This window comes from Nocardia sp. NPDC058640 (genome assembly GCF_042716995.1).
GTDB lineage: Bacteria > Actinomycetota > Actinomycetes > Mycobacteriales > Mycobacteriaceae > Nocardia.
On record NZ_JBHXRG010000012.1, the window covers coordinates 1 to 25,548 of the forward strand.

Sequence of the window (25,548 nt, forward strand, 5' to 3'; positions counted from 1 at the left end):
GCGCTCGAGCGCGCCAGCGCTCCAAAAACACAGCCCCCAACCATCTGGGACCACTCAAACCCCAGATACGGCCGCCATCTCAGCCCAGCAGCTCCCGCAGATCGGCCACCGCGATCCGCAGGTGATCCGCGAACGCGTACATCTGATCCGACACCGACTTCGGAGTAGCCAGGTAAATGTTCCAGCGATCCGGCAGCAGCACGTACGCGACGCCGATGCACTTCGGACTCGTGGAGCCGAAACCGAAGTACCGGATGTACTTCGACGGCGCCGAACTGGTCGACAGATAATCGTCGCGCATAACCGTCCAGCCAGGGCTGTCGAACAACGCGATCCGCTCCTCGGCGACACCGAGCTGTTCCCCCCGCCGACGCTGAATCCACTCCAGCTCCCACAGGTGCTGCTCGGGCGCCTGCCCGGCCTGACATTCCTTCGCGCGGGCGACATGCGCGGACGCGGCGGCACGCGCGGCGGCCAGCTTCGTCTCGGCGTCGACCTCGGGATCGGTCATCGCGTCCACGAACGCCACCATCTCCGGCGTGACCACCCGCATGGCCTCGGTGCGACCGTTGCGGAACTGTCGGGTGGCGATGGATTCGTAGGTGGCCCCGGTCAGCCCCTTGCTGCGCCGGTGGGCGAGCTGGTAGCTCAACTGCGCGAAGGCATCGGGTGAGATGCCCAACTTCTTGGCTTCAGCGGTACCGAAATCCTCGAAAGACACCAGCGACGTGGCCGTGTCGGCGGCGAAGCGAGCGAAGTCCGCGCCCGCCGCGGCGATATCGGCGCGGGCCGCGGAGTCGAGTACGAACTCGATCGGCTCCACCGCGGGCAGCCCCTGCGATTGCACACCGCTGGTGGCGGTGTGGTCGGCGACGGATCGCTCGAGCAGCGCGTCGACGAACGACAGCACGGTGGTGCCGTCCAGCCCGCAGTGTTCGATGTTGATGCCGGCCTGGCCGTCGGCGAACACGATGAACGACACCGACTTGTCGAAGTAGCGGTTGCCGCTGTCACCGTGCAGCAGCTGGTCGCAGGCGTGCAGTTCGTCGCGCGGCGCGAAGTCCTCGAGGCACACCGAGAACAGTGCCGTCTCGACCGCGTCGAACGCCTCGACGTTGGCGGGTTCGGTGCGCAGGTCGGCGCGGCTGCGGGCCCATTCCGTGCGGGCCTTGGTGGTCAGGTGCCCGATCGAGGTGTCTGTGGCGGCGGGTTTGGTGCCGCCCTTGATCACCGCGCGCAGTCCGTCGACCACGTCGTCGAACGCGTACGGCGCACCGTCGGGTCCGATGACGTCCATCCGGAAGACGTTGCCGCGGTATAAGACCGCGATGTGTCGCGCGTCCGAGGGTCCCGGCCATTCCGGGCTGTACGGCTTGCGCACACTGTCCTGGATGAGTCCGGGGATGCGGGTCTCGGAGAACAGGTATTTGTTCTGCCACATCGACAGTGGCGTGCCGCGCTGGGTGACCGGCGGGATCTGTTCCTTGTCCAGCGCCAGCTTGTAGTCCACCGCCGCTTCGATGATCGCGGCGGCCCGCTCGGCCTGCCCCACCACCGTCGACGCGGCAAGGGGGGTGTCGTCGCGGAACAGGAACACGAAGTTGGCGTTCAACGCGATCCGGTCGCGACGGCCCAGATACCGCGACGGCCAGAACTCGTCGAGCCAGCTGCCGACGCCGGGGGTGGCGTCGTATTCGGCCAGCGCCGCGTGCAGCGCCCGCCCGGCCCCACCGGGGCGCAGCAGCTCGGCTACCGCGCCCTCGGTGGTGGCGTATTCCTCGGCGCCGAGCAGGGGTGCACACCACTGCAGGAACCGCGCGCAACTGTCGTCCAGTGTCGGCAGCGGTACCCGGGGCAGCGTGTCTTCGGCGGCGAACGTGGGTTGGTTCAAACCAAGTCCTCAGGTCTCGATGGGATGCGGGCGGGACAGGTACAGGTTGGCGTACAGCCAGCCTTCGGCTTCGTGATCGGTGGTGTCGATTCCCTTGGCCGCCAACGCATCCAGCACCTGCTCGCGTTCCTGCGCCGAGGCGAATCTCCGCTGCTGGAACATACCGGGACGTTGCTCGCTGCGATAGCCCAGCGCGGCCAGTTCCGCGGCGATGGGACCGAAATCGAACATCCGCAACACGAAGTGCGCCATCCACGGTCGCTTGCGCGGATCTGCTTGCGCGACCCTGGACAGTGTTTTCTCGGTGATGTAGCCGACGCATCCGGTGGAGATCACCAGATCCGCCGACGCCAGCACACGGCGCTGCGCCTCGGTGGGCTCGGTGGCCTCGAGGTCGGCGTGCACGAAGTCGTGCAGGAGTCCGGCGGCGTGGGCGTAGGTCAGCGCCGGGCGTGCGGCGTCCATCCCGACGAAGCGTACGTCGGGCAGCAGATCACCGCGCAACCGCTCCCGGTCCGCCGCGATCAGCCCGACCCGGTCGGTGTCGGCGTGATCGCGGTAGTGCCTGGCCATTTCGTCGACGGTGGTGTCGGCGCGCAGCAGTGCCGCGTTCACCCCGTAGGAGCACCCGAGGTCGAGAACGGTCGGGATTCGGCCCGGTCGTGCGGCGCGCAGTTGGCGCAGCTGTTCGGCGAAGTGCGGCTTTGCCAGTTCCGGGATCCGGTAGTCCAGATCGTTCATCCGCTCGAAATAGGCGCGCGGATCAGGACTTTCGTAGATGTCGTCGAAGGATGCTTTGCCGGTGGTGTGCAACGGAACGGACATGGGCGGTTCCTCTCAGTCGAGCAGTCGGTCACCTCGGACGGCGTCGGCCGCGGCGGCCACATGGTCGGGCAGGACACGGCCGAACAACTGCCTGGTGCGTTCGACCGTGCCGATCACCCCTGGACGGTCCGTGTAGGCGAAAATCGCCGAATGTCGTTGTGTCGCACCGGCTACCTCGGTGACCCGGTGCAGCGAGAAGCGGCCTTTGAACAGCTGCAGATCGCCGGGGCGCAGTTCCAGCGCGCGGATGAACCGGGTGCCGTCACCGGTGAGCACGTCGCGGACGTCGTCGAGGTGTTCGGCGTGCGGGTCGCGGATATTGGGACAGTATTCGAACACCCCGCCCGATTCGGGCTTGCTGGTGAGCATGCTGACGGTGAACTCGTTGGTGTCGAAATGCCAGGGGTGCGACATGCCCGGTTCGACCACGTTCAGGCACAAACCTGCGAGGGGGTCGGCGAATTCGTGCAGGTCGTCGAGTTCGAAACAGTCCGCGACGAACCGCTGGAACACCGGGTCGGTGTACAGGCGCTGGATCAGCGCGTCGGCGGGGATGCGGTCGCGCGCCACGAAGGCGTTGCCGCGGTCGAGCACGATCCGGGCCGGGTGGTCGGCGGGCAGGTCGGCGTCGAGTTCGATGTTGTAGGCGTTGACGCGTTCGACCTTGTAGTGGGCGTGCGGGGCGATCCGCTCGCCCTCCGCGCGCAGGGTGTCCAGCAGCTGCGGCCGGATGAACCCGCGCAGCACCGTGCAGCCGTCTTCGGCCAGTTCGGCGCGGGCGGCCTCGATCGCGGCAAGCCTGCCCGGACCACCGAGATCGGTGAGTGGATACCGTGCGATATCGACGATTTCGTCAAGCCCCCGCGTGCCCGTCATCTACCCAGTTTGCGGGAATTTCCGTGCGCGCGCCGGTGGTTTCGACAAATCGGGCATATCCCGGGAAGATCACAATCGTGCGAAATCAACTGTGTGACAACAGTTTTCGCGGAATCCACCTAGGTTGCGGACTTATCACGGTAGGCTATTGCGCCCTATCACGCTGGGCTGGTGAAAGATTCGAGCGCAGGGTCTGAATTTCAGACGCGGGCGTGCAGTGCGGCGGTCAGATCCCGCACCGACAAACCGACCAGCGACTCCCGGAATACCCGCCCGGGTGCCTGCGGAACCTCGATCTCGCACGGGATCACGATCAGCCCACAGCCCGCACCCTGCGCGGCCAGCGACCCGGTCGGCGAATCCTCGATCGCCACACACTCACTCGGGTCGACCCCGAGCAGTTCCGCGGCGCGGCGATAGATGGCCGGATCGGGCTTGCCGTGGGGTACCTCGTCACCACACACCGACGTGTCGAAGTAGTCGCGGCCCAGCGTGTCGAGGCCGTATTCGGTGAGCGAGCGCTTGGTGTTGGTGACCAGCGCGCACTTCAGGCCGGCGGCACGCACCATGCCGAGGGCATCCTTGGCACCGGGACGCCACGGGATCGGGCCCAGCATCAACTCGGTGACCCGCCGCTCGAGGAACTCCCCCGCTTCGACGATCATCTGCGGCGTCGGCACCACCGCGATGCCCTCGAACAACATGCGCAGCGCGTTGGGCCCGGAGGCGCCGATCAGCGCGTGCCGGACCTCGTCGGTGAGCTCGGCGCCGTGTTCGCGAGCGAGTTCGCGAACTGCTATGTCCCACAGCTTCTCCGAGTCCAGGAGGGTGCCGTCCATGTCCCATAGCACCGCGGCCGGTCGCGCGCTCACCTGTTCACTCGCCTCGTTCTCGTCACACATCGCCACTGCCCGACTGTCGCCGGACCCCGTCCAGAGTAACGGTTGCCCTTTACACGCCCGAGCCCGCGATCTGCAGGTTGCCCGCGTCGCCGGAGACCTGAATCCAGCGATTCTCCGAGGTCACGGTCCCATTGGTGAGGTGGTAGGTCAGGGTCACCACGGCGCGGTTGGGGCCGCTGGGGGTGATCGAGCCGACAGTCACCGACCGCACCGACGACCAGAACGACGAGTACTGGCCGAAACCGCCGGTCTGCGCCTGGTAGGCGGGCGACAGCTGCGCCCACGCCCCACCGATATTGCCGGGCAGCATGCCGTAGTACCCGGCGATGAACTGGTTGACCCGGTCCGCGGTGGGCGGGCCGAAGGGGGTGGTGGTGATGGTCGAACTCGTCGCGGTGGTGGTCGGGGTCGGTTTGGCCGAGGTGCTGGTGGGGGCATTGCCGGTGGTCGTGGCGCCACTGGGCACCGCTGCGGGCGGGGCCGAGACGGTGATGGTCTCCTGGTCGGGCACGATCACCACGGTGCTGACCTTGCCGTCGACCACGGTGGTGACGGTGACCGGCGAGGCGGGGATCTGCGCCTGCTGATCGGGGTCGCCCTGGTCGCGGGTGACGACCAGCACCACGAGCATGACGGTGAAAGCGGCGACCGCGGCGGCGAGCAGCAGCATGACCCGGTTGTTGTTCAGCCGGTCGGTGCGCGAGGGCGGGGACGCGAACGCGGGGTGAAGGCCGGAGCTCGGACCTGCCGCGGCCCGAGCGCGCGCATCCGCCTCGACGCCCGCGCGTTCGACGCCGGCCGAGTTCGACGAGGCGACATCGCGTGGACGCACGAGTCCGGGATCGCCCGCGGCCGCTGCGCCGACCACACTCAGTGCCGCAGGTCCCGAATCCGCACGGTCCCCCGTCGGCCCGACTCCGTGGGAAGACCTGTGTTCAACGTCGTCGGAGTGCACTTGCCTGGCCCGGCCCGCAGCGGCCTGACCCGCACTCGAACCGGCCTGACCGCCGCCCGAAGCTGTCCGCCCACCGGAAGCCTGGCCGACCGCGCCCGACTCGGACCCTGTGCCCGTGACTTCGCCGTTCGACGACCTTCCCGAGATCGCCGACCGGGCAGCCTTCGCCATCGCCCATCCGCTGCCGAGCAGTGCCGCCGCACCGGACTTACCCGCCGCTCCCCCGTTCGACGTACCACCTGGCCGTGGGATCAACGTCGTGTCCGCGTCGCCGATCGGCAGCATCTTCGTCGCCGAGGCAGGCAGCGCCGGAACCCGTCCTGCCGCAACATCTTCCAGCGCGACTCGCGCCTGCGCCATGGTCGGCCGGTCGTCGGCGGAGGCGGTGAGCAGCCACATCAGGACCGGTCCCAGCGGGCCCGCGTTCTTCGGTTGCGGCACGACACCGCGTGCCACGGCGTGCAGCACGGCGAGGGGGTTGTCGCCTTCGCCGAACGGCGGCGCGCCTTCGGAGGCGGCGTACAAGGTGGAGCCGAGCGCGAACACGTCGGCGGCGGGTTTGGGGTTGTCGCCGCGCGCGATCTCGGGGGCCAGGTAGGCGGGGGTGCCAGCCAGGAATCCGGTGGCGGTGACGGTGACGTCGCCGGTCGCGTGCGAGATGCCGAAGTCGGTGAGCTTGACCGTGCCGTCGTCGCCGACCAGGAGGTTGGCCGGTTTCACGTCGCGGTGCATGATGCCGGCGTCGTGAGCGGCCGACAGCGCCGCGGCGGCCTGGGCACCGATCCCGGCGACCTCTATCGGTGGCAGCGTCACCCCGCCCGCGAGCTTGGCCGCGAGGCTGGGGGCGTTCATGTATTCCATGACCAGCCAGGGCTGGCCGTCTTCTTCGGCGACGTCGAACACGGTGATGGCGTTGGGGTGGTGCAGGCGCGCGGCGATCCGGCCCTCGCGCATGGCGCGCAGTTTGCCTTCCAGCGCCTGGGTGCCGGTCAGGCCCGGTGCGAGCAGGACCTGTTTCACCGCGACGGTGCGCCGCAACCGGACGTCGGTGGCGCGCCACACCACTCCCATCGCACCCGTGCCGATCGGGTCGGTGAGTCGATAGCGTCCCGCGATCAACCGATCCGATGTCATATCTGGTGCCCCTCCTGCTTACCGCTGAGTCGTCTCGCCCTCCGCGCCACAGCGGGATGAAACTTTCGAAAATCTTACGTGCTGAACTGCTTCGATCCTGTTGCGAGACAGCCCTGCCCATGGTCACACGCAGCCATCGTGACCAGACTCACAAGCGCCGCAACGAGAATCGGACCGGCCCGTGGGACCGATCCGATCTGCGCACGTGCTGCAGTCAGTCTGTCAGGCGTTGAAGTATTTCGCTTCCGGATGCAGCAGCACGAACGCGTCGGTGGACTGTTCGGGGTGCAACTGCAGTTCTTCCGACAGGGTCACCCCGACCCGGCCCGCATCGAGCAGGTCGACCAGTTTCGCGCGATCTTCCAGGTCAGGGCAGGCGCCGTAACCGAAGGAATAGCGCGCACCGCGGTAGCCCAGCTTGAAGTAGTCCTGCACGTCGGCGGGGTCGTCGGCGGCGATGGACTTGCCGTCGACGGTCAGTTCCTCACGCACGCGTCGGTGCCAGTACTCGGCCAGCGCCTCGGTGAGCTGCACACCGATACCGTGCACCTCGAGGTAGTCGCGGTAGTTGTCACCGGCGAACAACGCGTTGGCGAAGTCGGCGATCGGCTGGCCCATGGTCACCAACTGGAACGGCAACACGTCGACCTGCCCGGTCTCGCGAGCCTTCTCCCGCGAACGGATGAAGTCCGCGACACACAGGAACCGGTCGCGCTGCTGACGCGGGAAGGTGAACCGATACCGTTCCGGCGCATCAGGATTGGGCTCGGTCAACACGATGACCTCGTCACCCTCCGATACCGCGGGGAAGTACCCGTAGACCAGCGCCGCGTGCTGCAGGACACCTTCGGTGGCCAGGCGATCCAGCCACGCACGCAACCGCGGCCGGCCCTCGGTCTCCACCAGGTCCTCGTACGTGGGACCTTCACCCTTACGCTGCCCGCGCAAACCCCACTGCCCCAGGAACAGCGCCCGCTCGTCGAGGAGACCCGAGTACTCCGCCAACGGCAGGCCCTTGATCACCCGAGTGCCCCAGAACGGCGGCGTGGGCACCGGCAGATCCGCGGCCACATCGGAACGCTCCGGCACCACGATCGGCGCCTCGGCAGCCTTGCGCTCGGCCGCGATCCGCTTGGACCGATCATGCCGCGCCTTACGCTCGGCGGCCTTCTCCTTGGCAGCGATCGCCTCCGGGCTGTCGGGATCAAGCCCACCGCCACGCTTGACGGTCATGATCTCGTCCATCAACCGCAGACCCTCGAAAGCGTCCCGCGCGTAGTACACATCTCCGTCGTAGACGGCGGTCAGATCGTTCTCCACGTAGGAACGGGTCAGCGCCGCACCACCCAGCAACACCGGGAACTGCTCGGCCACGCCCTTGGCATTGAGTTCGCCCAGGTTCTCCTTCATCACCACCGTGGACTTCACCAGCAGCCCGGACATGCCGATCACGTCGGCCTTCTTGTCCTGCGCGGCGTCGAGGATGGTCGCGATGGGCTGTTTGATGCCCAGGTTCACGACCTCGTAGCCGTTGTTGGACAAGATGATGTCGACCAGGTTCTTGCCGATGTCGTGCACATCGCCCTTCACCGTGGCCAGCACGATCCGACCCTTGCCCGCGTCGTCGGTGGCTTCCATGTGCGGTTCCAGGTGCGCGACAGCGGTTTTCATCACTTCGGCGGACTGCAGCACGAACGGCAACTGCATCTGCCCCGACCCGAACAGCTCACCCACGGTCTTCATGCCCGACAGCAGGGTCTCGTTGATGATCTGCAGCGGCGGCACGGTCTGCATCGCCTCGTCCAGATCATCGCCCAGGCCATTGCGTTCACCGTCGACGATGCGCCGTTCCAGACGCTCGAACAGCGGCAGCAACGCCATCTCTTCGGCACGCGAGGCCTTCGACGATGCCGTAGACACGCCTTCGAACAGCGCCATCAACGTCTGCAGCGGGTCGTAGTCCTCGGTGCGCCGGTCGTAGATCAGGTCGAGGGCGACCTGCTGGTGCTCCTCGGGAATCCGGCTCATCGGCAGGATCTTCGACGCGTGCACGATCGCCGAATCCAGTCCCGCTTGCACGCATTCGTGCATGAACACCGAGTTCAGCACCTGCCGCGCGGCCGGGTTCAGACCGAAGGAGATATTGGACAGACCCAGGGTGGTCTGCACGTTCGGGCGGCGGCGCTTGAGTTCGCGGATGGCCTTGATCGTCTCCTCGCCGTCCTTGCGCGACTCCTCCTGCCCGGTGCCCAGGGTGAAGGTCAGGGTGTCGATGATGATGTCGGACTCGGCCAGACCCCAGTTGCCAGTGATGTCGTCGATCAGCCGCTCCGCGATCGCGACCTTGTGATCGGCGGTGCGCGCCTGACCCTCTTCGTCGATGGTCAACGCGACCACGGCGGCACCGTGCTCGGACACCAGGCGCATGATCTGCTGGAAGCGCGAATCCGGGCCCGCGCCGTCCTCGTAGTTCACCGAGTTCACCGCGCACCGACCGCCCAGATGCTGCAGACCCGCCTGCAGCACGGGCACCTCGGTGGAGTCGAGCATGATCGGCAACGTCGAGGCCGTGGCCAGTCGCGAGGCCAGCTCGTTCATGTCCTCGGCGCCGTCGCGGCCCACGTAGTCGACACACAGGTCGAGCATGTGCGCGCCGTCGCGGGTCTGGTCCTTGGCGATCTCGAGGCAGCGCTGCCAGTCCGCGGCCAGCATCGCGTCACGGAAAGCCTTGGAGCCGTTGGCATTCGTGCGCTCACCGATCATCATGATCGACGCGTCCTGTTCGAACGGGACAGCGGTGTACATGCTCGACACGGCCGGCTCGTGCTCGGGCTGACGACGCTGCGTGATCGGCGGCAGGGTCTTCTCGACCTCGCGCACCGCCTCGGCGACCTGACGAATGTGCTCAGGAGTGGTGCCGCAGCAACCACCCACCAGCGACAGCCCGAACTCCGACACGAACCCGCTCATCGACACCGCGAGCTCTTCTGGCGTGAGCGGGTACTCGGCGCCGTTGGCACCCAACACCGGCAGACCCGCGTTCGGCATCACCGACACGGGGATCTTCGCGTGCCGCGACAGGTGCCGCAGGTGCTCGCTCATCTCCGCCGGACCGGTCGCGCAGTTCAAACCGATCATGTCGATACCGAGGGGTTCCAGCGCCGTGAGCGCCGCGCCGATCTCGGAACCGACCAGCATCGTGCCGGTGGTCTCCACGGTCACGTGCGTGATGATCGGGATCCGACGCCCGGCCTGGATCATCGCCCGGCGCGAACCGGTGATCGCGGCCTTGACCTGCAGCAAGTCCTGGCAGGTCTCGATGAGGATCGCGTCGGCGCCGCCGTCGAGCATGCCCAGCGCGGCCTCGGTGTAGGCGTCACGCAGCGACACGAACGGCGCGTGCCCCAGCGTCGGCAGCTTCGTACCCGGACCCATCGAACCCAGCACGTAGCGCGGGGTGCCGTCGGCCGAGGGCCCCATCTCGTCGGCCACATCGCGGGCGATGCGGGTGCCTCGTTCGGACAGGTCCCGGATGCGATCCTGGATGTCGTAGTCGGCGAGGTTGGGCAGGTTGCAACCAAAAGTGTTGGTCTCCACCGCATCCGCGCCCGCGGCGAAGTACGCGCGGTGGATGTCGGCGAGCACATCGGGCCGGGTGTCGTTGAGGATCTCGTTGCAACCCTCGAGGCCACGGAAGTCGTCCAGCGACAGGTCCGCGGCCTGCAACATCGTGCCCATCGCGCCGTCGCCGATGACAACACGCCGCTGCAGCGTGTCGAGGAGCGTGGTATCGAACCCGGTGGGCAAGGACGCAGACATGATTCAAGACTAGAGGGCCCCTCCGACGAACAAGACCACTGTGGGTGAATCCAGTGGCGTCGGACACACCCGCGGCCACGAACACGCTCGAGCGCCGGTCACCGCAAAACAAATCGCGCGAGACACTAGGCTGACCGGGTGGATGCCAGTGAGACCCCCGACACGGTACTGCCGACGTTGCGCAATCCCGTCATGGTTGCGGCCTTCGAGGGCTGGAACGACGCCGGTGACGCCGCCAGTGGCGCGATCGAACATCTGGAACTGATCTGGGACGCCGAGCCGCTGGCCGAGCTGGACTCCGAGGACTACTACGACTACCAGGTGAACCGGCCCACGGTGCGTCAGGTCGACGGCGTGACCAGGGAGATCCAGTGGCCCTCGACCATGCTGTCGGTGTGCTCGCCCCCCGGCAGCGACCGCGACGTGGTGCTGTTGCGTGGCATCGAACCGAACATGAAATGGCGCAGCTTCTGCGACGACCTGCTCGAGTTCATCGAGCAGTTGGGCGTGGAGACCGTGGTCATCCTCGGCGCGCTGCTGGCCGACACCCCGCACACCCGGCCCGTGCCGGTGACCGGTTCGGCCTACAGTCCCGAGGCCGCGGAGCGGTTCAGCCTGGAACAGACCAGATACGAGGGTCCCACCGGGATCACCGGGGTGCTGCAGGACCAGTGCGTGAAGGCCGGAGTGCCCGCGGTGTCGTTCTGGGCCGCGGTCCCGCACTACGTGTCACAGCCGCCGAACCCCAAGGCCACGATCGCGCTGCTGCACCGGGTCGAGGACGTGCTCGACATCGAGGTGCCGCTGGGCGAGCTGCCCAAGCAGGCCGAGGAGTGGGAAGTCGCCGTCAACGAGATGACGTTGAGCGACGAGGAGATCAGCGAGTACGTGCGCACCCTCGAGGAGCGCGGCGACGCGGCGATCGACCTCAACGAGACCATGTCCAAGATCGACGGCGATGCCATCGCCGCGGAGTTCGAGAAGTACCTGCGCAGGCGCGGTCCCGGCGGCTTCGGCCTCTGACCCGATTGCTCGAATCGGTTGCCCAGCCGCCGGTGCGGCCACTACCGAGATGGTGGATCGGCGCAAACATCCATGGCTAACGCTCCAGGGTCAGTACCTGGGCGGCCGCCTCGTGCGCCAGCTTCGCGATCAGCAGGTCGCGCGGAATCGTCTGCCCGGCAAGGTGTTCCAGCGACGGCACCACCACGTGGTGGGCGTCGGCGCGCTTGAGTTCCTGGGTGAGTTCGGCGAAAGCCGCACCGTCGCCCGCGGGTTCTTCGTGGAACGTCGCGGCGAAGCACATGCCCGCGGTTGCTGCGAGACTGCGTAGGGCAGCCTCCAATTGGTCGCTCTGACCATCGGCCAGATCGTCCCGCAAGTATCCATAGATCAACGCTTCCACCCGAACCTCCGTTGGATTGGGATCGCTGTTCTGTTGTCGGATCTGTTGTCGTCGTACGAGGTTTCGTACTACTTACATCATGAACACTGGTGACCCCCGGCAGCAGATGTCAATCCGATGACATCTACATGCCCTATCCGAGACGCCGAAGGTTAACTGGTGGAATACTACCGCCGTGACCGCAACTGATGATCGACCCGTATGGGCTGTTCGGATGCGCTCGGAACGTGACGCGAGGGGGTGGTCGCAGTCCGACGCGGTACGCGCGATGCGCACCAAGTCCTCCCACAACCTGCCGACGGACAGTACCCTGCTGCGCAACTGGCGCCGTTGGGAATCCGGGGAATCGCGACCTGACGAGTTCTACGCGCCGATCATCGCGGCCGCGTTCGACACCGTCACCGCCGCGTTCTTCCCGAAGTCCCGTCCCAACCGCGATGACGAGCTGTTATCGGCAACCGGTATGGACACTTTGGAGTTCATCGGACGACTACGCATGTCCGATGTCAACAGCGCGACCCTGGATGCGGTGCGGATCACCGCCGAAAGACTGTGCTGCGAATACGCGTACGCCGAACCGCACGCGCTGCACGCGGAGGGGACCGCGTGGCTGCGCCGGATCACCTCGCTGCTGGACAGCCGCCTGACTCTGAGCCAGCATCGGGAGATCCTCGTGCTGGCGGGTTGGGTGGCGTTGCTGGTGGGTTGCGTCGATTACGATCTGGGCCGGCGCGGAGCCGCGGAAGCCACTCGGCGAGCGGCGGATTCGCTGGGCCGCGAGGCCGGAAATGTCGAGATCGTCGGGTGGGCCGCGGAGATGTCGGCGTGGTTCGCGTTGACGCAGGGCAACTTTCGTGGCGCGATCGATGTGTCGGAGAAAGCCATGGCGGGCACCACGTCGATGAGCGTGGGCGTGCAGTTGGCGGCGCAGCGCGCGAAGGGCTGGGCACGGCTGGGTGATCGTCGCAATGTGCAGACCGCATTGGACGAGGGCAGGGCCATTCTGTCGCGGATGGGTCACCCGGCCGATCTGGACAACCATTTCGTCGTGGATGCCACCAAGTTCGACTTCTACGCGATGGACTGCTGCCGGGTGGCGGGCCAGGATCGTCTGGCCGAGCGCTACGCCCAGCAGGTGATCAGCGATTCGACCCGACCCGACGGTTCGGTGCGCAACCCCATGCGGGTCTCGGAGGCGCGGCTGACCCTGGCCGTGGTGGCGGTGCGCGACCGCGACCTCGAGCGCGCGGTCGAAGAAGGTGTCGCGGCGTTCTCCCCCGGTCGCAAGTCGCTGCCGTCGCTGGCGTGGATCGCGGGCGAGGCCGCCAGGGAGATCATCGAACGGTATCCAGGAGATCAGCGCACCCAATCGTTCCTCGAGCAGCTGCGATCGCTCAGCGTCGGGTGAGCTGCCGCGGCGGTGGCACGCCGATCGGGACGGGTCCGGCGGGGCACGACACGGCCACCACTACCCTCTCTACGGTGACCGACTCCGCCGACGGCCTGCCCAGCGCCGTACCCGCCCTGTGGGACGAGCGTCTGCGGTTGTTCTCCTTCGCCACCGCCGAGAAGCGCGCGGACTACCTGCGGGTGCTGCGCGCGTTCGACAGCGCTCGCGCGGCCTACGTGGTGTTGTTGCACGCCGACGACGTCGCCGAGTGGATTTCGCGTGCCGAGTCCGGCGGCCGGGTCTCCGCGGCCGTGGGTGTGCCCTTGCCCGCGGTCGAGATCGGGCCGCTGCTCGAGCAGTTGCATCGCTGGGGTGTGCTGGAACGCAGTTACGACGGCACGCGGGCGGCGACGCTGGCCGAGTACCGCAACCGGCATTACGTCTACCAGTTCGCCCAAGCCGGGTACCAGGCGTACCGGGCGGTGGCCGGAGTGCTGACGGCTCGAATGGAGGACGCATCGCTGTCGCGGTTGGTGCTGCCGGAACTGCTGGCCGACCTGCGCACCTTGGCGACCGCCAACCGTGATGGCGACGCCGAACGGGTCTACACCACGCTGCGCAGGCTAGACGCGACGCTGACCGACATGGCCGCACGGGCCGCGCACTTCTACCTGTCGCTGGGCGACCTGGTGCGCACCACCGAGATCACCCCGGAATCCTTTCTCGCCCACAAGGATGCGCTGCTGTCGCACATGCGGGAATTCAGCATGGACCTCGCGCGGTTCGCGCCACGGTTGGCTGCGGCGATCGGCGAGGTGGAGGACACCGGGGTCTCGGTGTTGATCGGGCGGGCTGCCGGGTGCGACGAGCGGGTGATGCTGAGTTCTGTTGAGCGCGAAGCGGATTGGCAGGCCCGGTGGGACGGGTTGCGGACCTGGTTCGTGTCCGCGGGTGGCGAGTCCTCGGAGACCTGTGAGGCCGATCGGTTGCGTGAGGCGACGATGAGCGCGATCGCGGCGGTGCTGTCGCTGCTGCGGCGGGTCACCGAGACCCGTCGGGGTGGGGTGAGCCGGGAGTCGGCGTTGCGGCACCTGGCCGAATGGTTCGTGGCCACGCCCACCGCGGGCAGTGCGCACGCTTTGTACGACGCAGTGTTCGGCTTGGGTAAGCCGCGGCACCTGTCACTGGAACACCCCGACGCGGAGCTGGTGCCCGTCAGCCGATCCTGGTGGGACGCACCACCTTTGGAGATCTCCCGCACCCTCGCCGAGACCGGGCGCGCGCCCACCGCGGGCGCACCCGCCCGGATCGTGCGCAACGACGCGGGCGTGCGGCGGCTTCGCGAGGCCCAACTGGCGGCGCAACGCGAACGTGCCGCGGCCGCTGCCTCGCTGTCGCAGGGCAATGTGCACGAGCGGGTACTGGATCAGCGTGAGACCGAGGTGCTGTTGCGTCTGCTCGACGCGGCCTCGACCGCGTGGGTTCCGGTGAGCGGAAAAGTCGACGGCACAACAGGTTCCGACAATGGCGTCACCTTGACGGTGCGCCCGTGCGACGGGTCGACCGTGATCCACACCGCCGCGGGCGTGCTCCACCTGAACAACCGCCGCCTCGAAGTGCGCGAATCGGCGCGACGGGGAGTCGGGCGATGAGCCTGCGGCCGCCGACCCGGCGTAATCGCCCACTTCGTGGGATCAGAGTCAAAATTTTGACTGAAACGAGCCGAATTGGGCGATTACGCCGGGCTTCCCCGCGTATCAACTCGCTCGATACCGGCATCCACCGCTGCGCGGGACCATCGTCGACGCGAGGGGCGAACCTGTGAAGCGGCAACGGATCGACGCCCTGGCCCTGGACAGCTATCAGCGTGCGGCGCGGGTGATGTTGGCCAACCACCTGGTCACACGGGTGTATCCCGACCGGATCGCGTTGCCACTGATCCGACGGTGGGCCACGGAATTGCGTGAGGACCTGGCCGAACTGTTCGGGTACCGCCTGGAAGTCACCGAGACCACGGCCCGGCTGTACCCGGTGCACGACCGACTCGACGACGCCCGGCCTGCCCGCAGCGTCAACGACCGTGTCTTCGACCGCCGCCGGTACGCGTATCTGTCATTGGCGTTGGCCGCGCTGGGCCGGGCGGGCGACCAGATCACCCTGTCGGAGTTGGCCGAACACGTCGCCGATTACGCGAGCCGGATCGAGGGCCTGGACCTGTCGACCGAGCGGGCCGCCGATCGTGACGCGTTCGTGGATGCCGTCGGCTGGTTGGGGGCGCGTGGGGCGTTGACGCTGGCCGATGGTGACGCCGGCGGCTGGGCCAGCGACCCGGAGGCGGGCGAGGCGCTGTACGACATCGACCGCCCGGTGGTGTTCGCGCTGTTCCGGCCGCCGCGTGCCCTGCAGCACCTGCACAGTGTGCGCGGGCTGCTGGCCGAGGACGCTGCAGATGATGCCCGTCGCGTTCGCCGAGCTTTGGTCGAGCGTCCGGTCGTGTACCTCGACGACCTTTCCGCTGCCGAGCGTGCGGTGTTGGCACAGGACCGGGTGATCAGCGAGGTCGAATACTGCACCGGGTTGCGTGCCGAACGTCGCGCCGAAGGGGTAGCGCTGATCGACACCTCGGGCCGTCTGTCGGACACCCGTTTCCCCGGCACCGGGACCCTGGCGCAGGTGGGGTTGTTGTTGATCGGTGAGATCGCCGACGCGGTTCTCGATATCGACAACCCGGTCCCCCGTCGCGACGGTGGCAGCCCTGACGACGTCCTGCTCGACCAACTCGATGCGTCCATCCCCACCGCGGGCGTCTTCGCGCCGCTCGCCGACGAGATCGAACCCTTCGCTGCCACAACTGATTCCGTCGATGACGAACCCGCCTACCCGTTCCTCGACCACACCTGGCTGCGCGCGACCGTCACCGCGCTCACCGACCGCTACGGCGCGACCTTCGCCGCGCAATGGCAAGCCGATGTCGGCGGGCTCACCACCGAGGTCCTGGCACTGCTGTCCAAACTGCGCCTGGTCCAACCGGTTCCCGACGGAGTCCTGGTCCTGCCCGCCTTGGCCAGGTATCGGGGCGCGGTGGTCACCGTGCGGGTTCGCAAGTCCGAGGAATTGTTCGTCACCGCCGCGGAGACCGGCACCGGAGAGGGAGGGAACTGACCCATGTCACTCATTCACGACGGAGTGCGTTTCATCCCCACCCGGGCGGGCATCGTCAACCTGTGGGACTACCGCGACCAGGAGTTCAGCTTCGCCGACGGTCGCCTTGTCCTGCGCGGGCCCAACGGTTCCGGCAAGACCAAGGCCCTGGAGGTGCTGTTCCCGTTCGTGTTGGACGGGCGGATCGAGCCGCGCAGGCTGAACCCGTTCGCCGGTGAAGAACGCACCATGAAGTCGAATCTGCTGTACCGCAAGCAGGAATCGGCCTACTCGTATGTGTGGATGGAGTTCGCGCGCGGCAGCTGGGACGATCCCGAAACCGTGACCGTGGGCATCGGCATGCGGGCCACCCGCTCCGCCGACAAGGTGACCCGCTGGTACTTCGTCGCCGACGGCCGCGCCGGTGTCGACTTCTCCCTGATCGGCCCCGACGACCGCCCGCTCACCCGCAAACAGTTGGCCGAGCAGATCGGCAGCGACGCCATCGTCGACCGCCCCGTCGAGTACCGCGCCGCGATCGACGCGCGCATGTTCGGCCTCGGCGTGCAGCGCTACGACCAGCTGATCAACCTCATCCTCACCCTGCGCCGCCCACAACTGGCCAAAAACCTTGACCCGCGCGGACTTTCGCAAGCCCTCACCGATGGTCTGCGCCCGCTGGACGAACAGTTGATCCTGGACGCGGCCCGCTCGTTCAGCGACATGGAAGAGGTCGGGCGCACCCTCGACGGCCTCGTCCAAGCCGACACCGCCACCCGCCGCTTCGTCGACGTGTACCGCAAATACCTTGCGGTACAGGCGAAAACCGACGTCGACCAACTGCGCACCCGCCTGGACGCCGTCACCAACGCCGCCACCGCCCTGTTCGCCGCGACCGCCCTGCGCACCCGCCGCGAAACCGACCGCGCCGAAGCCGAAACGCGGGCCGAGAACGCCGATCACGCCTACGAGCAGGCGATCGCCGACCGCGAGAACCTGCAACGCTCGAGCGCCTACGAAGGCAAACAGCAGCTCGATGACCTCGCTGACGCCGTGCGCCGCCTGGAAGCCTCCGCCGCCGCCCACCGCGACAAGGCCGCCGAGGCTTCCCACACCCTGCAACGCCGCGCCGAGGAAGCCTCCCGCGCCACCGAAGCGGTCCGAGTCGCCGCCGCGGCGCTCGTTCGCGGCGAAGAGGCCGTCCGTGCCGCCGCCGAAGAAGCGGGCATCGAATGGACCCCGCCCAGCGCCGACGGGCGCTTCGACCAGTTCACCGCGGCAGTGCGCGGGCATGCCGAAGAACGCGACGCCGATGTCCGCGCGGTCCGAAAAGCCCTGGGTAAGTGGGAAACCGCCGCCGCCGACCGCACCCGCTCCGAACGCTTGGCCGAGCGCGCGATCGAACTCCGCGACTCCGCCGCCGCCGAGGTAGCCCACGCCGAAGCCGCGGTAGCCTTAGCCCGCAGCGAATCCGCCGCCGCCCTGCGCACCTGGTGGAACACCAACACCGAGGTTTTCGCCGCCGTCGCATCGCCCGAGAGCGGCGCGGCAGACGGCTTCGACACGGCCGCCCCTGCGACGCAGGCCAGTGCCGCACCGTCAAATATCACGCCGTCCAGCACCGATGCCCCGGCAACGAACGCCGCCACAATCGGGGACGGTACCGACACCCGCGATCGCCCGGGCACCGGGCGCCCGGTGACGGATGGCCGGTCCGGCGCGGTTCGGACCAGCGCTGCCCTCGACTTGTTCCAGGCGCTCGACGCCGCCTTGGCCGGTGCCGGAGTCGAGGACATCCCCTCCGCGTCCGAGGTTCTGGCCGAACGGTGTGAACCGCTGCGGGAGCAGATCCGCACTCGCCGCCAGGAAGCCCGCTCACGCGCCGTCGCCGCCGCGGCCCGTCGCGACGCCCTGGCCGCCGAACGCAACCAGATCGCCGCCCAGCGCGACGACGCTCCCCCACCGCACCCCGCCAGAACCGGCGCCCGCGGCGGACTTCCGGGCGCACCGCTGTGGCAGTTGGTGCGGTTCGCCGATTCGGTGTCCGCACAGGACGCGGCCGGTATCGAAGCCGCACTGCAGTCCAGCGGTCTGCTCGACAGCTGGATCTGCGGTCCGACGCTGCCCGCCGACATCTCGTCCGAGCACTTCCTGCTCCCTTTACCGCTCGACCAGCGCCCGGAGGGGCGAACCCTCGCCGATGTCCTTGTCGTCGAAGAGGATTCGGCCGAACTGACCGTCCCTACGGATACCGTCGCCGCCGTGCTCGCGTCGATCGCTTTGCGCGACGCCACGCACCACGAGAACTACTCCGCTGGTGGCGCCGCGAACAGTAGTGAACGACCAGCGCAGTCCGACCCCGCGACGGCACCGACATCGGTCACCACCACTCTCGCCGCACTGACCGGCGCCGACGTACCCCACACCGTCGTCGACGCGACCGGCGGCTTCCGTCAGGGCGTCTTCCTCGGCCACCACCACAAGCCCGAAGCCGAGTTCATCGGGACGACGGCACGAGCTCGCAGGCGGGAGTCCCGGCTCGCCGAGATCGAGGCGGCGATCGAGGCCGCTGCGGCCGAGCACGAGGCCGCGCGAACCGAAGATGCTTCGGCCACTGCCGAATTGGCCGCACTGTCGGCTGCGGCCAAGGCACTGCCGCGACCGTCGGCGGTGACCTCGGCGTTGCGCGCGGTCGCCGAGACAGCGGGTCTTATGCGCTCGCGCGTCGAGGCCGCGACCCAGGCTGAACGCGAACTCGATCAGGCAGTCGCCGAGGTCGCGGCCCTGGACAAGAAGGTTCGGGCCGCCGCCGCAGCCCACCGAACCCCGCGCGAGGCACGCGAACTCGACGCACTCGCCGCCGCGATCCGCCATTTCGAGAACACCGGCACCGGGCTGCTGCGTCTGCGCGCCGAACACGAGCGCGAACGGGAACGCGAACGCGAGGGCGCCGACCGCCACGACGAAGCCCGAGCACTGGCCGAAGCGTTCGCCGAAGAAGCCGAGGCCGCGCGACTGGGCTTCACCGAGCAGCAGCGAAAGCTCGAAACTCTCCGGGAAGCGTTGGGCGCCAGCGCCGCTGACATCGACCGCGATCTCGACCTGGCGCGCGGCGCGATCGAGGCGGCCAAGGCCGAGCAGCGGGCCGCGCGCAAGGCAGCGAACACCGCCATCGAGGCGGTCGGTGACGCCGAGGCCGCCTACCGCACCTCCAACGAAGCCCTCGCCACCGCCCTGACCGAGGTACTCGCCGAGGTCCGCTCGCTGGCCCCGTACGCCCGCCCCGACCTGCTCAGTCTCCTGGGCGCATCCGTCGAACATCGTTGGCCCACCAGCGATGCCGCGTGGTCCACCCCTGAACAACTGCAGTACCGCATCGTCGCGGCGGGACCCGAGGTGGACCCGGTCGTGCTGCCCGACGAGGTCGCCGCACTGTTCGCCGACCTCGACACCGCCACCACCCAGGTCCGCCCCACCGAGGCCAGCCGCAAATCCACCCGCTCCGCGGTCACCAGTGCGCTGCAGGAGTTCGACGCCGCTCTCACCGCATCCGGCCGCGACTACCGCCTGCACTGGGACGCGGCCGACGGATTGACCGTGGTCGCCGTCCACGACGAGAACGGCCAAACCGCCCTGGCCGATTTCGCCGCCCGCATCGACGCCGCCCGCCGCGACCAGGAACTACTGCTCACCGACGCAGAACGCCGCATCCTCGAAGACGCCCTGCTCACCGGCCTCGCCCAGCAGATCCACGAACGCACCACCGACGCACGCGAACTCATCTCCCGCATGGGCGCGGAAATGAAGCAGCGCCGCATGTCCTCGGGCAACACGATCGGCGTGCACTGGATCCTGGCCGACGGCCTGTCCGAGTCGGCGCGGTCGGTGTGCAAACTCCTGGACCGCGACACCACCGCGCTGAGCCCCGAAGACCTCGGCTCGGTCCGCGCCCACTTCGCCGCCGAGATCCGCGCCGCCCGCACCGCCCACCCCGAACGCTCCTACCCCGAAATCCTCGCCGCCACACTGGATTACCGCACCTGGCGAGTCTTCTCCTTCACGCTGATCTCCGGCGACGGCACCGAGGACAAACTCACCGTCGCCCGCCACAGCGCCCTGTCCGGCGGCGAGCAGTCGGTCTCCCTGCACCTGCCCCTGTTCGCCGCCGCCCACGTCATGCTCGACTCCGCCGACCCGCAGGCCCCCCGCCTGCTGGCCCTGGACGAAGCCTTCGCCGGCGTAGACGACAACGGCCGCAGCGAATTGCTCAGCCTCAGCGTGCAATTCGACCTTGACCTGTTCATGACCGGCTACGACCTGTGGATCACCTACCCCCACGTCCCCGGCTGCGCCCACTACGACCTGGCCCACTCCACCGCCGAAAACACCGTCAGCGCAACACTTCTCGTGTGGGACAGTGGTGAACTGCTCGCCGAACACGACGGCGGCGACCTCACCACCGCACTGGGCTCACCCAACCGCAGGCGGGTGCCGAACACCATCGAAGGTGGATTGACGCTGGAAGGGATGCCCGGCGAACCAGCATCAGTAGGCTGACCAGCTGGTTCGGCCCGCACTGCCGCCCACGGACACCACGACAACTGGCGGCGAGCCAATATATGTTCGGTGCGGAACTGCTACCTCGGGCGCTGGCGCGACCTCACCGCTCAGGTAACGCCACGTAGCGGGCCGTGATCGCCGCGGCGCGCTCGTGTAGACGTGCCCGCAACCATTGCGGCTCGAGCACTTCCGCATTCGCCGCCAGCTGCCACAGCGCCCATTCGGCGTGCCTGCGATCTTGGAAGGTCGCTTCCAGCCGCACCCAGCCGTCGGCCCTAACTTCCTCGCCACGCACCGCCAGCGCGGTGCCGACCAGATCCTCTCGCCGCGCCGGGTCCACACGGGTCAGCACCACGACTTGGTCGGCGCCGGCTCGAAACCGGGTGCTGCGCTCTTGCCAGGCTTCGTTCAGATCGACCCGATCGGGTCGCTGCGCGGGCTCGTCGAGCTCCTCAGCGGCCAGTACCCGCGACAGCCGGTAGGTGCGATCCTCGCCGGATCTAGTGGCGAGCAGATAGCCGTGACATCGAACAGTGACCAACCCGATCGGGTCCACGGTGCGCCACTGTGGTTTCCCATCCACGGCGGTGTAGTGGATTCGCAGCTTGTGTCCGGCCAATACCGCGCGCCGAATTTCGGTCATGACAGTGTCGGACAGTTCCTCGTCGACCATCCGACGAGCCAGAAGATCGGTCTCGGGGTCCACGAGCAGTCGCTGGGCCGCAGCGGTGGCGGTGTCCCGGTAGCTCTCCGGCAGCGCGTCGACCACCTTGAGCATGGCGGACGCGAGCGCGGACCCAAGGCCGAATGCCTGTGCGCCACGCCGTGATCCGGCGATCAACAACGCCAACGCCTCGTCGTGATTCAGGCCGGTGAGCTCCGTTCTGAATCCGGGCAACAACGAAAAGCCCCCGTGCCTGCCGCGTTCGGCGTAGACAGGAACGCCGGCCGTGGACAGCGCCTCGATATCGCGCAACACCGTGCGGGTGGACACCTCCAACTCGCGGGCCAGGGTGTCCGCCGACAACCGACCGTGTCGACGCAACAGCAACACCAGGGAGACCAACCGGTCAGCTCGCATAAGAAAAACTATGCCAGCAATACATGACACAGGATGTCGTGTATCCCTGGCAGATTCGTCGATATGACCAACACCGAGCACGCGTCCCACACCCTCGTCAACCCCGAAGGCCTGCACGACCCGGTCCCCTACGGCTACAGCCACACCGCCGTCATCCCCGCGGGCACGGACTTGGTGCTCGTCTCAGGACAATACGGCTCCCTCCCGACAGGTGAGGTCATCTCCCCCGACTTCACCGACCAGGTGAACCAAACCTTCCGCAACATCGCCACCGCCCTGGCCGCCCACAACCTCACCCTCGCCGACGTCGTCCAGCTCAGGACCTACGTGGTCAACCACGACGTCACCAAACTCGGCCCGATCGCCGGTGCGGTCCACGAGCACTGGGGCACAACTCCACCCACCCAGACCCTCATCGGCGTAGCGAGCCTGGCCACCCCCGACGTCCTCTTCGAGGTCGAAGCCGTCGCCGCCCGCCCCTGACCCCGACCCGCCTCGTAGGCACGATCCGCCTACGAGGCGGGGCGAACCCACTCGAGTACCCCATACGTTTCCGCGAGCAGCTCGAGCTGCTCGACATCCTCGGTCCGATCGAATGCCGCGGTCACCGCATCCATGACAGCTCCGTCATTGAGCCACCCGACCAGTTCGCCATACGCCACCGAGGCCCGGTCCCACTGCGAATTCGCCGGAACCAACCGGCCGTTCGCGAGACGGCATCCGTGCACCACGAACTCACGCAGGTTCCGTGTCGACAACGGCGAATCCAGCAACTCCCACTGCGCGAGCCGAGCGGCGATCGTCGACTCGGCCGTACCCACCGCGCAGACCACGGCATCCACGGGTGCGTCGTTCACCGTGAACATGCTGTGCCACAACGCATCCAACACATCAGCGATCGCGTCGGCCTGCGGCCACGATCGCCAACCGGCCCGCAGCAGTTTGCCGTACACGATCTCCATATCGGGCATCCGCGCGTCACCGGTGTGCACCAATTGCAGGATGCGACCGGCGAGATACCGCAGATCCTCCTCCGATCCGACAGTGTTGAGCACTCGAAAGGCGTAGCTGCCCAGTTCGATTCCGGTGAGTTGGTGACGAGGCTTGCTCAACAGCACCGCGTAGTCCGCCGGATTCCGACAGCAGGGGCAGGCCTCGACGGCAGCCGGCGGACTCACCGTCGCGAACGCGTCATCGAGCGCGATCAACGCCGCCGCAAGCGCCCGGTCCACCCCGACGTAGGTCGATTGCGAACGAGGCACCATCCCAGACTAGTACTGCGATCACCAGTCATTGCGCCACCGCGGCAGCGACGCGACCGTTCAGGACCTGCAATGCCGAGATCAGTTCTGGCGAATCGGATACGCGGAACGGGACGCCCAGGGAGATCAGCTGGACGGCGAGCCAGGTGGGGTCGTCGTCTCGGGTGGCAGTGAGGCGGCAGGTGGTGTTGCCTTGCGCGCGTAGGGTTTTCGGTTGCTCGCCGAGGCGGCCCGCGATTCGGCCGTGTGGCGCCTCGATGGTGACGTCGACGCGGTATTGCGGTGTGGCCCAATCGGTTCGGCTGCCGGCGACGTAGGCGGCCGCGTCGGTGGCGGGTAGGTCACGGGCGGTGGTGCGGGCGCCGGTGGGGTGGGGGGATTCGATGCGGTCGGCGCGGAAGCTGCGCCAGGCGTCGCGGTCGAGGTCGTAGGCGACGAGGTACCAGCGGCGGCCCGCGGCGGCGACGCCCGCGGGTTCGGTGTGGCGGCGGGATTCGGTGCCGGTGGCGTCGCGGTAGGTGAAGCGGAGGCGTTCTCGGTTGGTGACGGCGGCGGCGAGGGTGGTGAGGACTTCCGGGTCGACGGTGGGGCCCTCGCCCGCTCGGACCGCGACCGCCGAACCGACCACCTGTACGCGGCGGCGAAGTTTCGCGGGCAGGACCTGTTCGAGTTTGGTCAGGGCCCGGACCGAGGCGTCTTCGATGCCCGTAACCGCTTGTCCCGCAGCGACTCTCAGCCCGACCGCCACGGCTACTGCCTCGTCCGCGTCGAGGATCAGCGGCGGTAGCGCCGAGCCTGCGGTGAGCCGGTATCCGCCCGTCGCGCCCATCGCGGCGACCACTGGATAGCCCAGGTCGCGCAGCCGGTCGATGTCGCGTCGCACGGTTCGGTCGGTGACGCCGAGGCGGTCGGCCAGTTCGCTGCCCGGCCACTCCCGTGGCATCTGCAGTAGGGAGAGCAAGCGGAGCAGGCGGGCGGCGGTGTCGGTCATGAATTCGATTCTCCCGCACATCTAGGACCAGAACTGTCCTAGATGATCGATAGCGTCGTGATCACACCGACAACGAGGAGTTCCGATGAGCACCATCCGCCCGTTCCGCATCGACATCCCGCAGGCCGATATCGACGATCTGCACGAGCGACTGAGCAGGGCGCGCTGGGCGGCGCAGCTGCCGGGCGAGGGCTGGGAGCGCGGCGTCCCCACCGAGTACCTGCGCGAGCTCGCCCACTACTGGGTGAACGAATTCGATTGGCGCGCACAGGAAGCAGCACTGAACGCGTTCCCGCAGTTCGTCACCGAGATCGACGGACTCGACGTCCACTTCGTGCACGTCCGCTCCCCCGAACCCGACGCGGTGCCGCTGCTGCTGACCCACGGCTGGCCCAACTCGTTCGTCGAATTCACCCGCACCATCGGCCCGCTCACCGATCCGCGCGCCCACGGTCTCGACCCGGCACTGGCCTTCGACGTGGTGATCCCGTCCGTTCCCGGCTTCGCCTTCTCGGCGGCACCGCGCGAACCCGGAATGACCACGGCCCGCGTCGCCGCGATGTGGGCAACCCTCATGGACCGCCTCGGCTACGACCGCTACGGCACCCGGGGCGGCGACCTCGGCGCCTATGTCGCACCGGAAATGGCACTGGCCGCGCCCGAGCACGTGATCGGCGTGCACCTCGACGGCGGGATCGGGATGCCGACCGAGGCGGATGTGCCCACGATGACGGCCGAGGACCTCGCGCAGTGGGCGGAGATGCAGCAGTGGATGACCGGCGGCGTCAACCATCACGACATCCTGAGAGCCGCCCCGCAGACCTTCGCGCTCGGCTGGAACGATTCGCCGGTGGCGCTGCTGTCGTGGATGATGCAGAAGTTCCAGGAGTTCGCGTTCATGGCCGACCTCGCCGAGGACGTGATCGACCGCGACCACCTGCTCACCAATATTTCGCTCTACTGGTTCACCCAGACCACCGGCACCTCGTCCTGGCCGATGTACGACGGACTGCGCGCCGGCGGCGGTTTCGGCTGGCCGACCGACCAGAACCTGGTGCCGACCGGCGTCTACGGCGGAGGCTCACCGCTGATGCGCAAGCTCGCCGACCGCGGCAACAAGATCACCCACTGGCCGTCGGGGAATCCGGGCAACCACTTCGTCGCGATGGAAGAACCCGCCGCCCACGTCGCCGACATCCGCACCTTCTTCGCCGAGCTGCGCTGACCTGACGCGTGGGAGTTCACTCGCGTTCACGGCCACGCCGGTTTGGTTCTGTACTAGGCGTCCGAATAGTGCTGATGCGGTGGGGCGCGTA

The 25,548-nt window shown here is 67.9% G+C and carries 17 protein-coding genes; 7 read left to right on the forward strand and 10 right to left on the reverse strand.

The features are described from left to right. Nucleotides 1–79 precede the first annotated feature (79 nt). The 6 genes from ACFWU5_RS15470 to metH form a co-directional block, all read right to left on the reverse strand. Nucleotides 80–1,891, reverse strand: coding sequence for a choline/carnitine O-acyltransferase (locus tag ACFWU5_RS15470; protein ID WP_379267624.1), 1,812 nt, complete (start codon nt 1,889–1,891; stop codon nt 80–82). Between the two features lie 9 nt (nt 1,892–1,900). Further along, entirely contained in the window at nt 1,901–2,716 is an 816-nt protein-coding gene (locus ACFWU5_RS15475) for a class I SAM-dependent methyltransferase (protein WP_379242001.1), read from the reverse strand. 12 nt (nt 2,717–2,728) lie between these two features. Continuing rightward, nucleotides 2,729–3,592: an arpA protein gene (locus ACFWU5_RS15480; RefSeq protein ID WP_379267625.1), complete on the reverse strand. Its 864-nt coding sequence runs from the start codon at nt 3,590–3,592 to the stop codon at nt 2,729–2,731. A gap of 200 nt (nt 3,593–3,792) precedes the next feature. Beyond that, nucleotides 3,793–4,464 carry an HAD family hydrolase gene (locus ACFWU5_RS15485; protein WP_379242003.1) on the reverse strand — a complete coding sequence of 224 codons (672 nt, stop codon included), beginning with the start codon at nt 4,462–4,464 and terminating at the stop codon, nt 3,793–3,795. A gap of 79 nt (nt 4,465–4,543) precedes the next feature. Then, nucleotides 4,544–6,583, reverse strand: a complete 2,040-nt coding sequence (locus tag ACFWU5_RS15490; protein ID WP_379242004.1) for a serine/threonine-protein kinase — start codon at nt 6,581–6,583, stop codon at nt 4,544–4,546. A 222-nt stretch (nt 6,584–6,805) separates the two neighbouring features. Beyond that, nucleotides 6,806–10,402 (reverse strand): methionine synthase, encoded by a 3,597-nt coding sequence (metH, locus tag ACFWU5_RS15495; RefSeq protein ID WP_379267626.1) that lies wholly within the window; start codon nt 10,400–10,402, stop codon nt 6,806–6,808. Between the two features lie 192 nt (nt 10,403–10,594). Here metH and ACFWU5_RS15500 point away from each other — a divergent pair, with 192 nt between their 5' ends. Beyond that, a complete protein-coding gene (locus tag ACFWU5_RS15500; RefSeq protein WP_379242458.1) occupies nt 10,595–11,425 on the forward strand; it encodes a PAC2 family protein in 831 nt (276 codons plus the stop codon). 76 nt (nt 11,426–11,501) lie between these two features. On the opposite strand, the gene ACFWU5_RS15505 is transcribed toward ACFWU5_RS15500, so the two are convergent. After that, nucleotides 11,502–11,807: a hypothetical protein gene (locus ACFWU5_RS15505; RefSeq protein ID WP_379242006.1), complete on the reverse strand. Its 306-nt coding sequence runs from the start codon at nt 11,805–11,807 to the stop codon at nt 11,502–11,504. Nucleotides 11,808–11,982: 175 nt separating this feature from the next. Here ACFWU5_RS15505 and ACFWU5_RS15510 point away from each other — a divergent pair, with 175 nt between their 5' ends. From ACFWU5_RS15510 to ACFWU5_RS15525, 4 genes are all read left to right on the forward strand, one after another. Further along, nucleotides 11,983–13,215 carry an XRE family transcriptional regulator gene (locus ACFWU5_RS15510; protein WP_379242007.1) on the forward strand — a complete coding sequence of 411 codons (1,233 nt, stop codon included), beginning with the start codon at nt 11,983–11,985 and terminating at the stop codon, nt 13,213–13,215. Nucleotides 13,216–13,346: 131 nt separating this feature from the next. Next, the gene (locus ACFWU5_RS15515) at nt 13,347–14,849 is read left to right on the forward strand and encodes a TIGR02677 family protein (RefSeq protein WP_379267681.1); all 1,503 of its coding nucleotides are present in this window, start codon (nt 13,347–13,349) and stop codon (nt 14,847–14,849) included. A 169-nt stretch (nt 14,850–15,018) separates the two neighbouring features. Continuing rightward, the gene (locus ACFWU5_RS15520) at nt 15,019–16,359 is read left to right on the forward strand and encodes a TIGR02678 family protein (RefSeq protein ID WP_379267627.1); all 1,341 of its coding nucleotides are present in this window, start codon (nt 15,019–15,021) and stop codon (nt 16,357–16,359) included. Nucleotides 16,360–16,362: 3 nt separating this feature from the next. Then, nucleotides 16,363–20,895, forward strand: coding sequence for an SbcC/MukB-like Walker B domain-containing protein (locus tag ACFWU5_RS15525; RefSeq protein WP_379267628.1), 4,533 nt, complete (start codon nt 16,363–16,365; stop codon nt 20,893–20,895). Between the two features lie 103 nt (nt 20,896–20,998). Here the strand turns inward: ACFWU5_RS15525 and ACFWU5_RS15530 are convergent, their stop codons facing one another. Beyond that, the gene (locus tag ACFWU5_RS15530; protein ID WP_379267629.1) at nt 20,999–21,979 is read right to left on the reverse strand and encodes a helix-turn-helix transcriptional regulator; all 981 of its coding nucleotides are present in this window, start codon (nt 21,977–21,979) and stop codon (nt 20,999–21,001) included. A gap of 63 nt (nt 21,980–22,042) precedes the next feature. On the opposite strand from ACFWU5_RS15530, the gene ACFWU5_RS15535 reads away from it, so the two are divergent. Beyond that, nucleotides 22,043–22,462: a RidA family protein gene (locus ACFWU5_RS15535; RefSeq protein WP_379267630.1), complete on the forward strand. Its 420-nt coding sequence runs from the start codon at nt 22,043–22,045 to the stop codon at nt 22,460–22,462. A 29-nt stretch (nt 22,463–22,491) separates the two neighbouring features. Here the strand turns inward: ACFWU5_RS15535 and ACFWU5_RS15540 are convergent, their stop codons facing one another. Continuing rightward, on the reverse strand, nt 22,492–23,241 hold the full coding sequence (locus tag ACFWU5_RS15540) for a hypothetical protein (RefSeq protein WP_379267631.1): 750 nt from the start codon (nt 23,239–23,241) through the stop codon (nt 22,492–22,494). 28 nt (nt 23,242–23,269) lie between these two features. Beyond that, on the reverse strand, nt 23,270–24,232 hold the full coding sequence (locus ACFWU5_RS15545) for a helix-turn-helix transcriptional regulator (protein WP_379267632.1): 963 nt from the start codon (nt 24,230–24,232) through the stop codon (nt 23,270–23,272). Nucleotides 24,233–24,317: 85 nt separating this feature from the next. Between ACFWU5_RS15545 and ACFWU5_RS15550 the strand changes: the two genes are divergently transcribed. Then, nucleotides 24,318–25,457: an epoxide hydrolase family protein gene (locus ACFWU5_RS15550; RefSeq protein ID WP_379267633.1), complete on the forward strand. Its 1,140-nt coding sequence runs from the start codon at nt 24,318–24,320 to the stop codon at nt 25,455–25,457. Nucleotides 25,458–25,548: the final 91 nt, after the last annotated feature.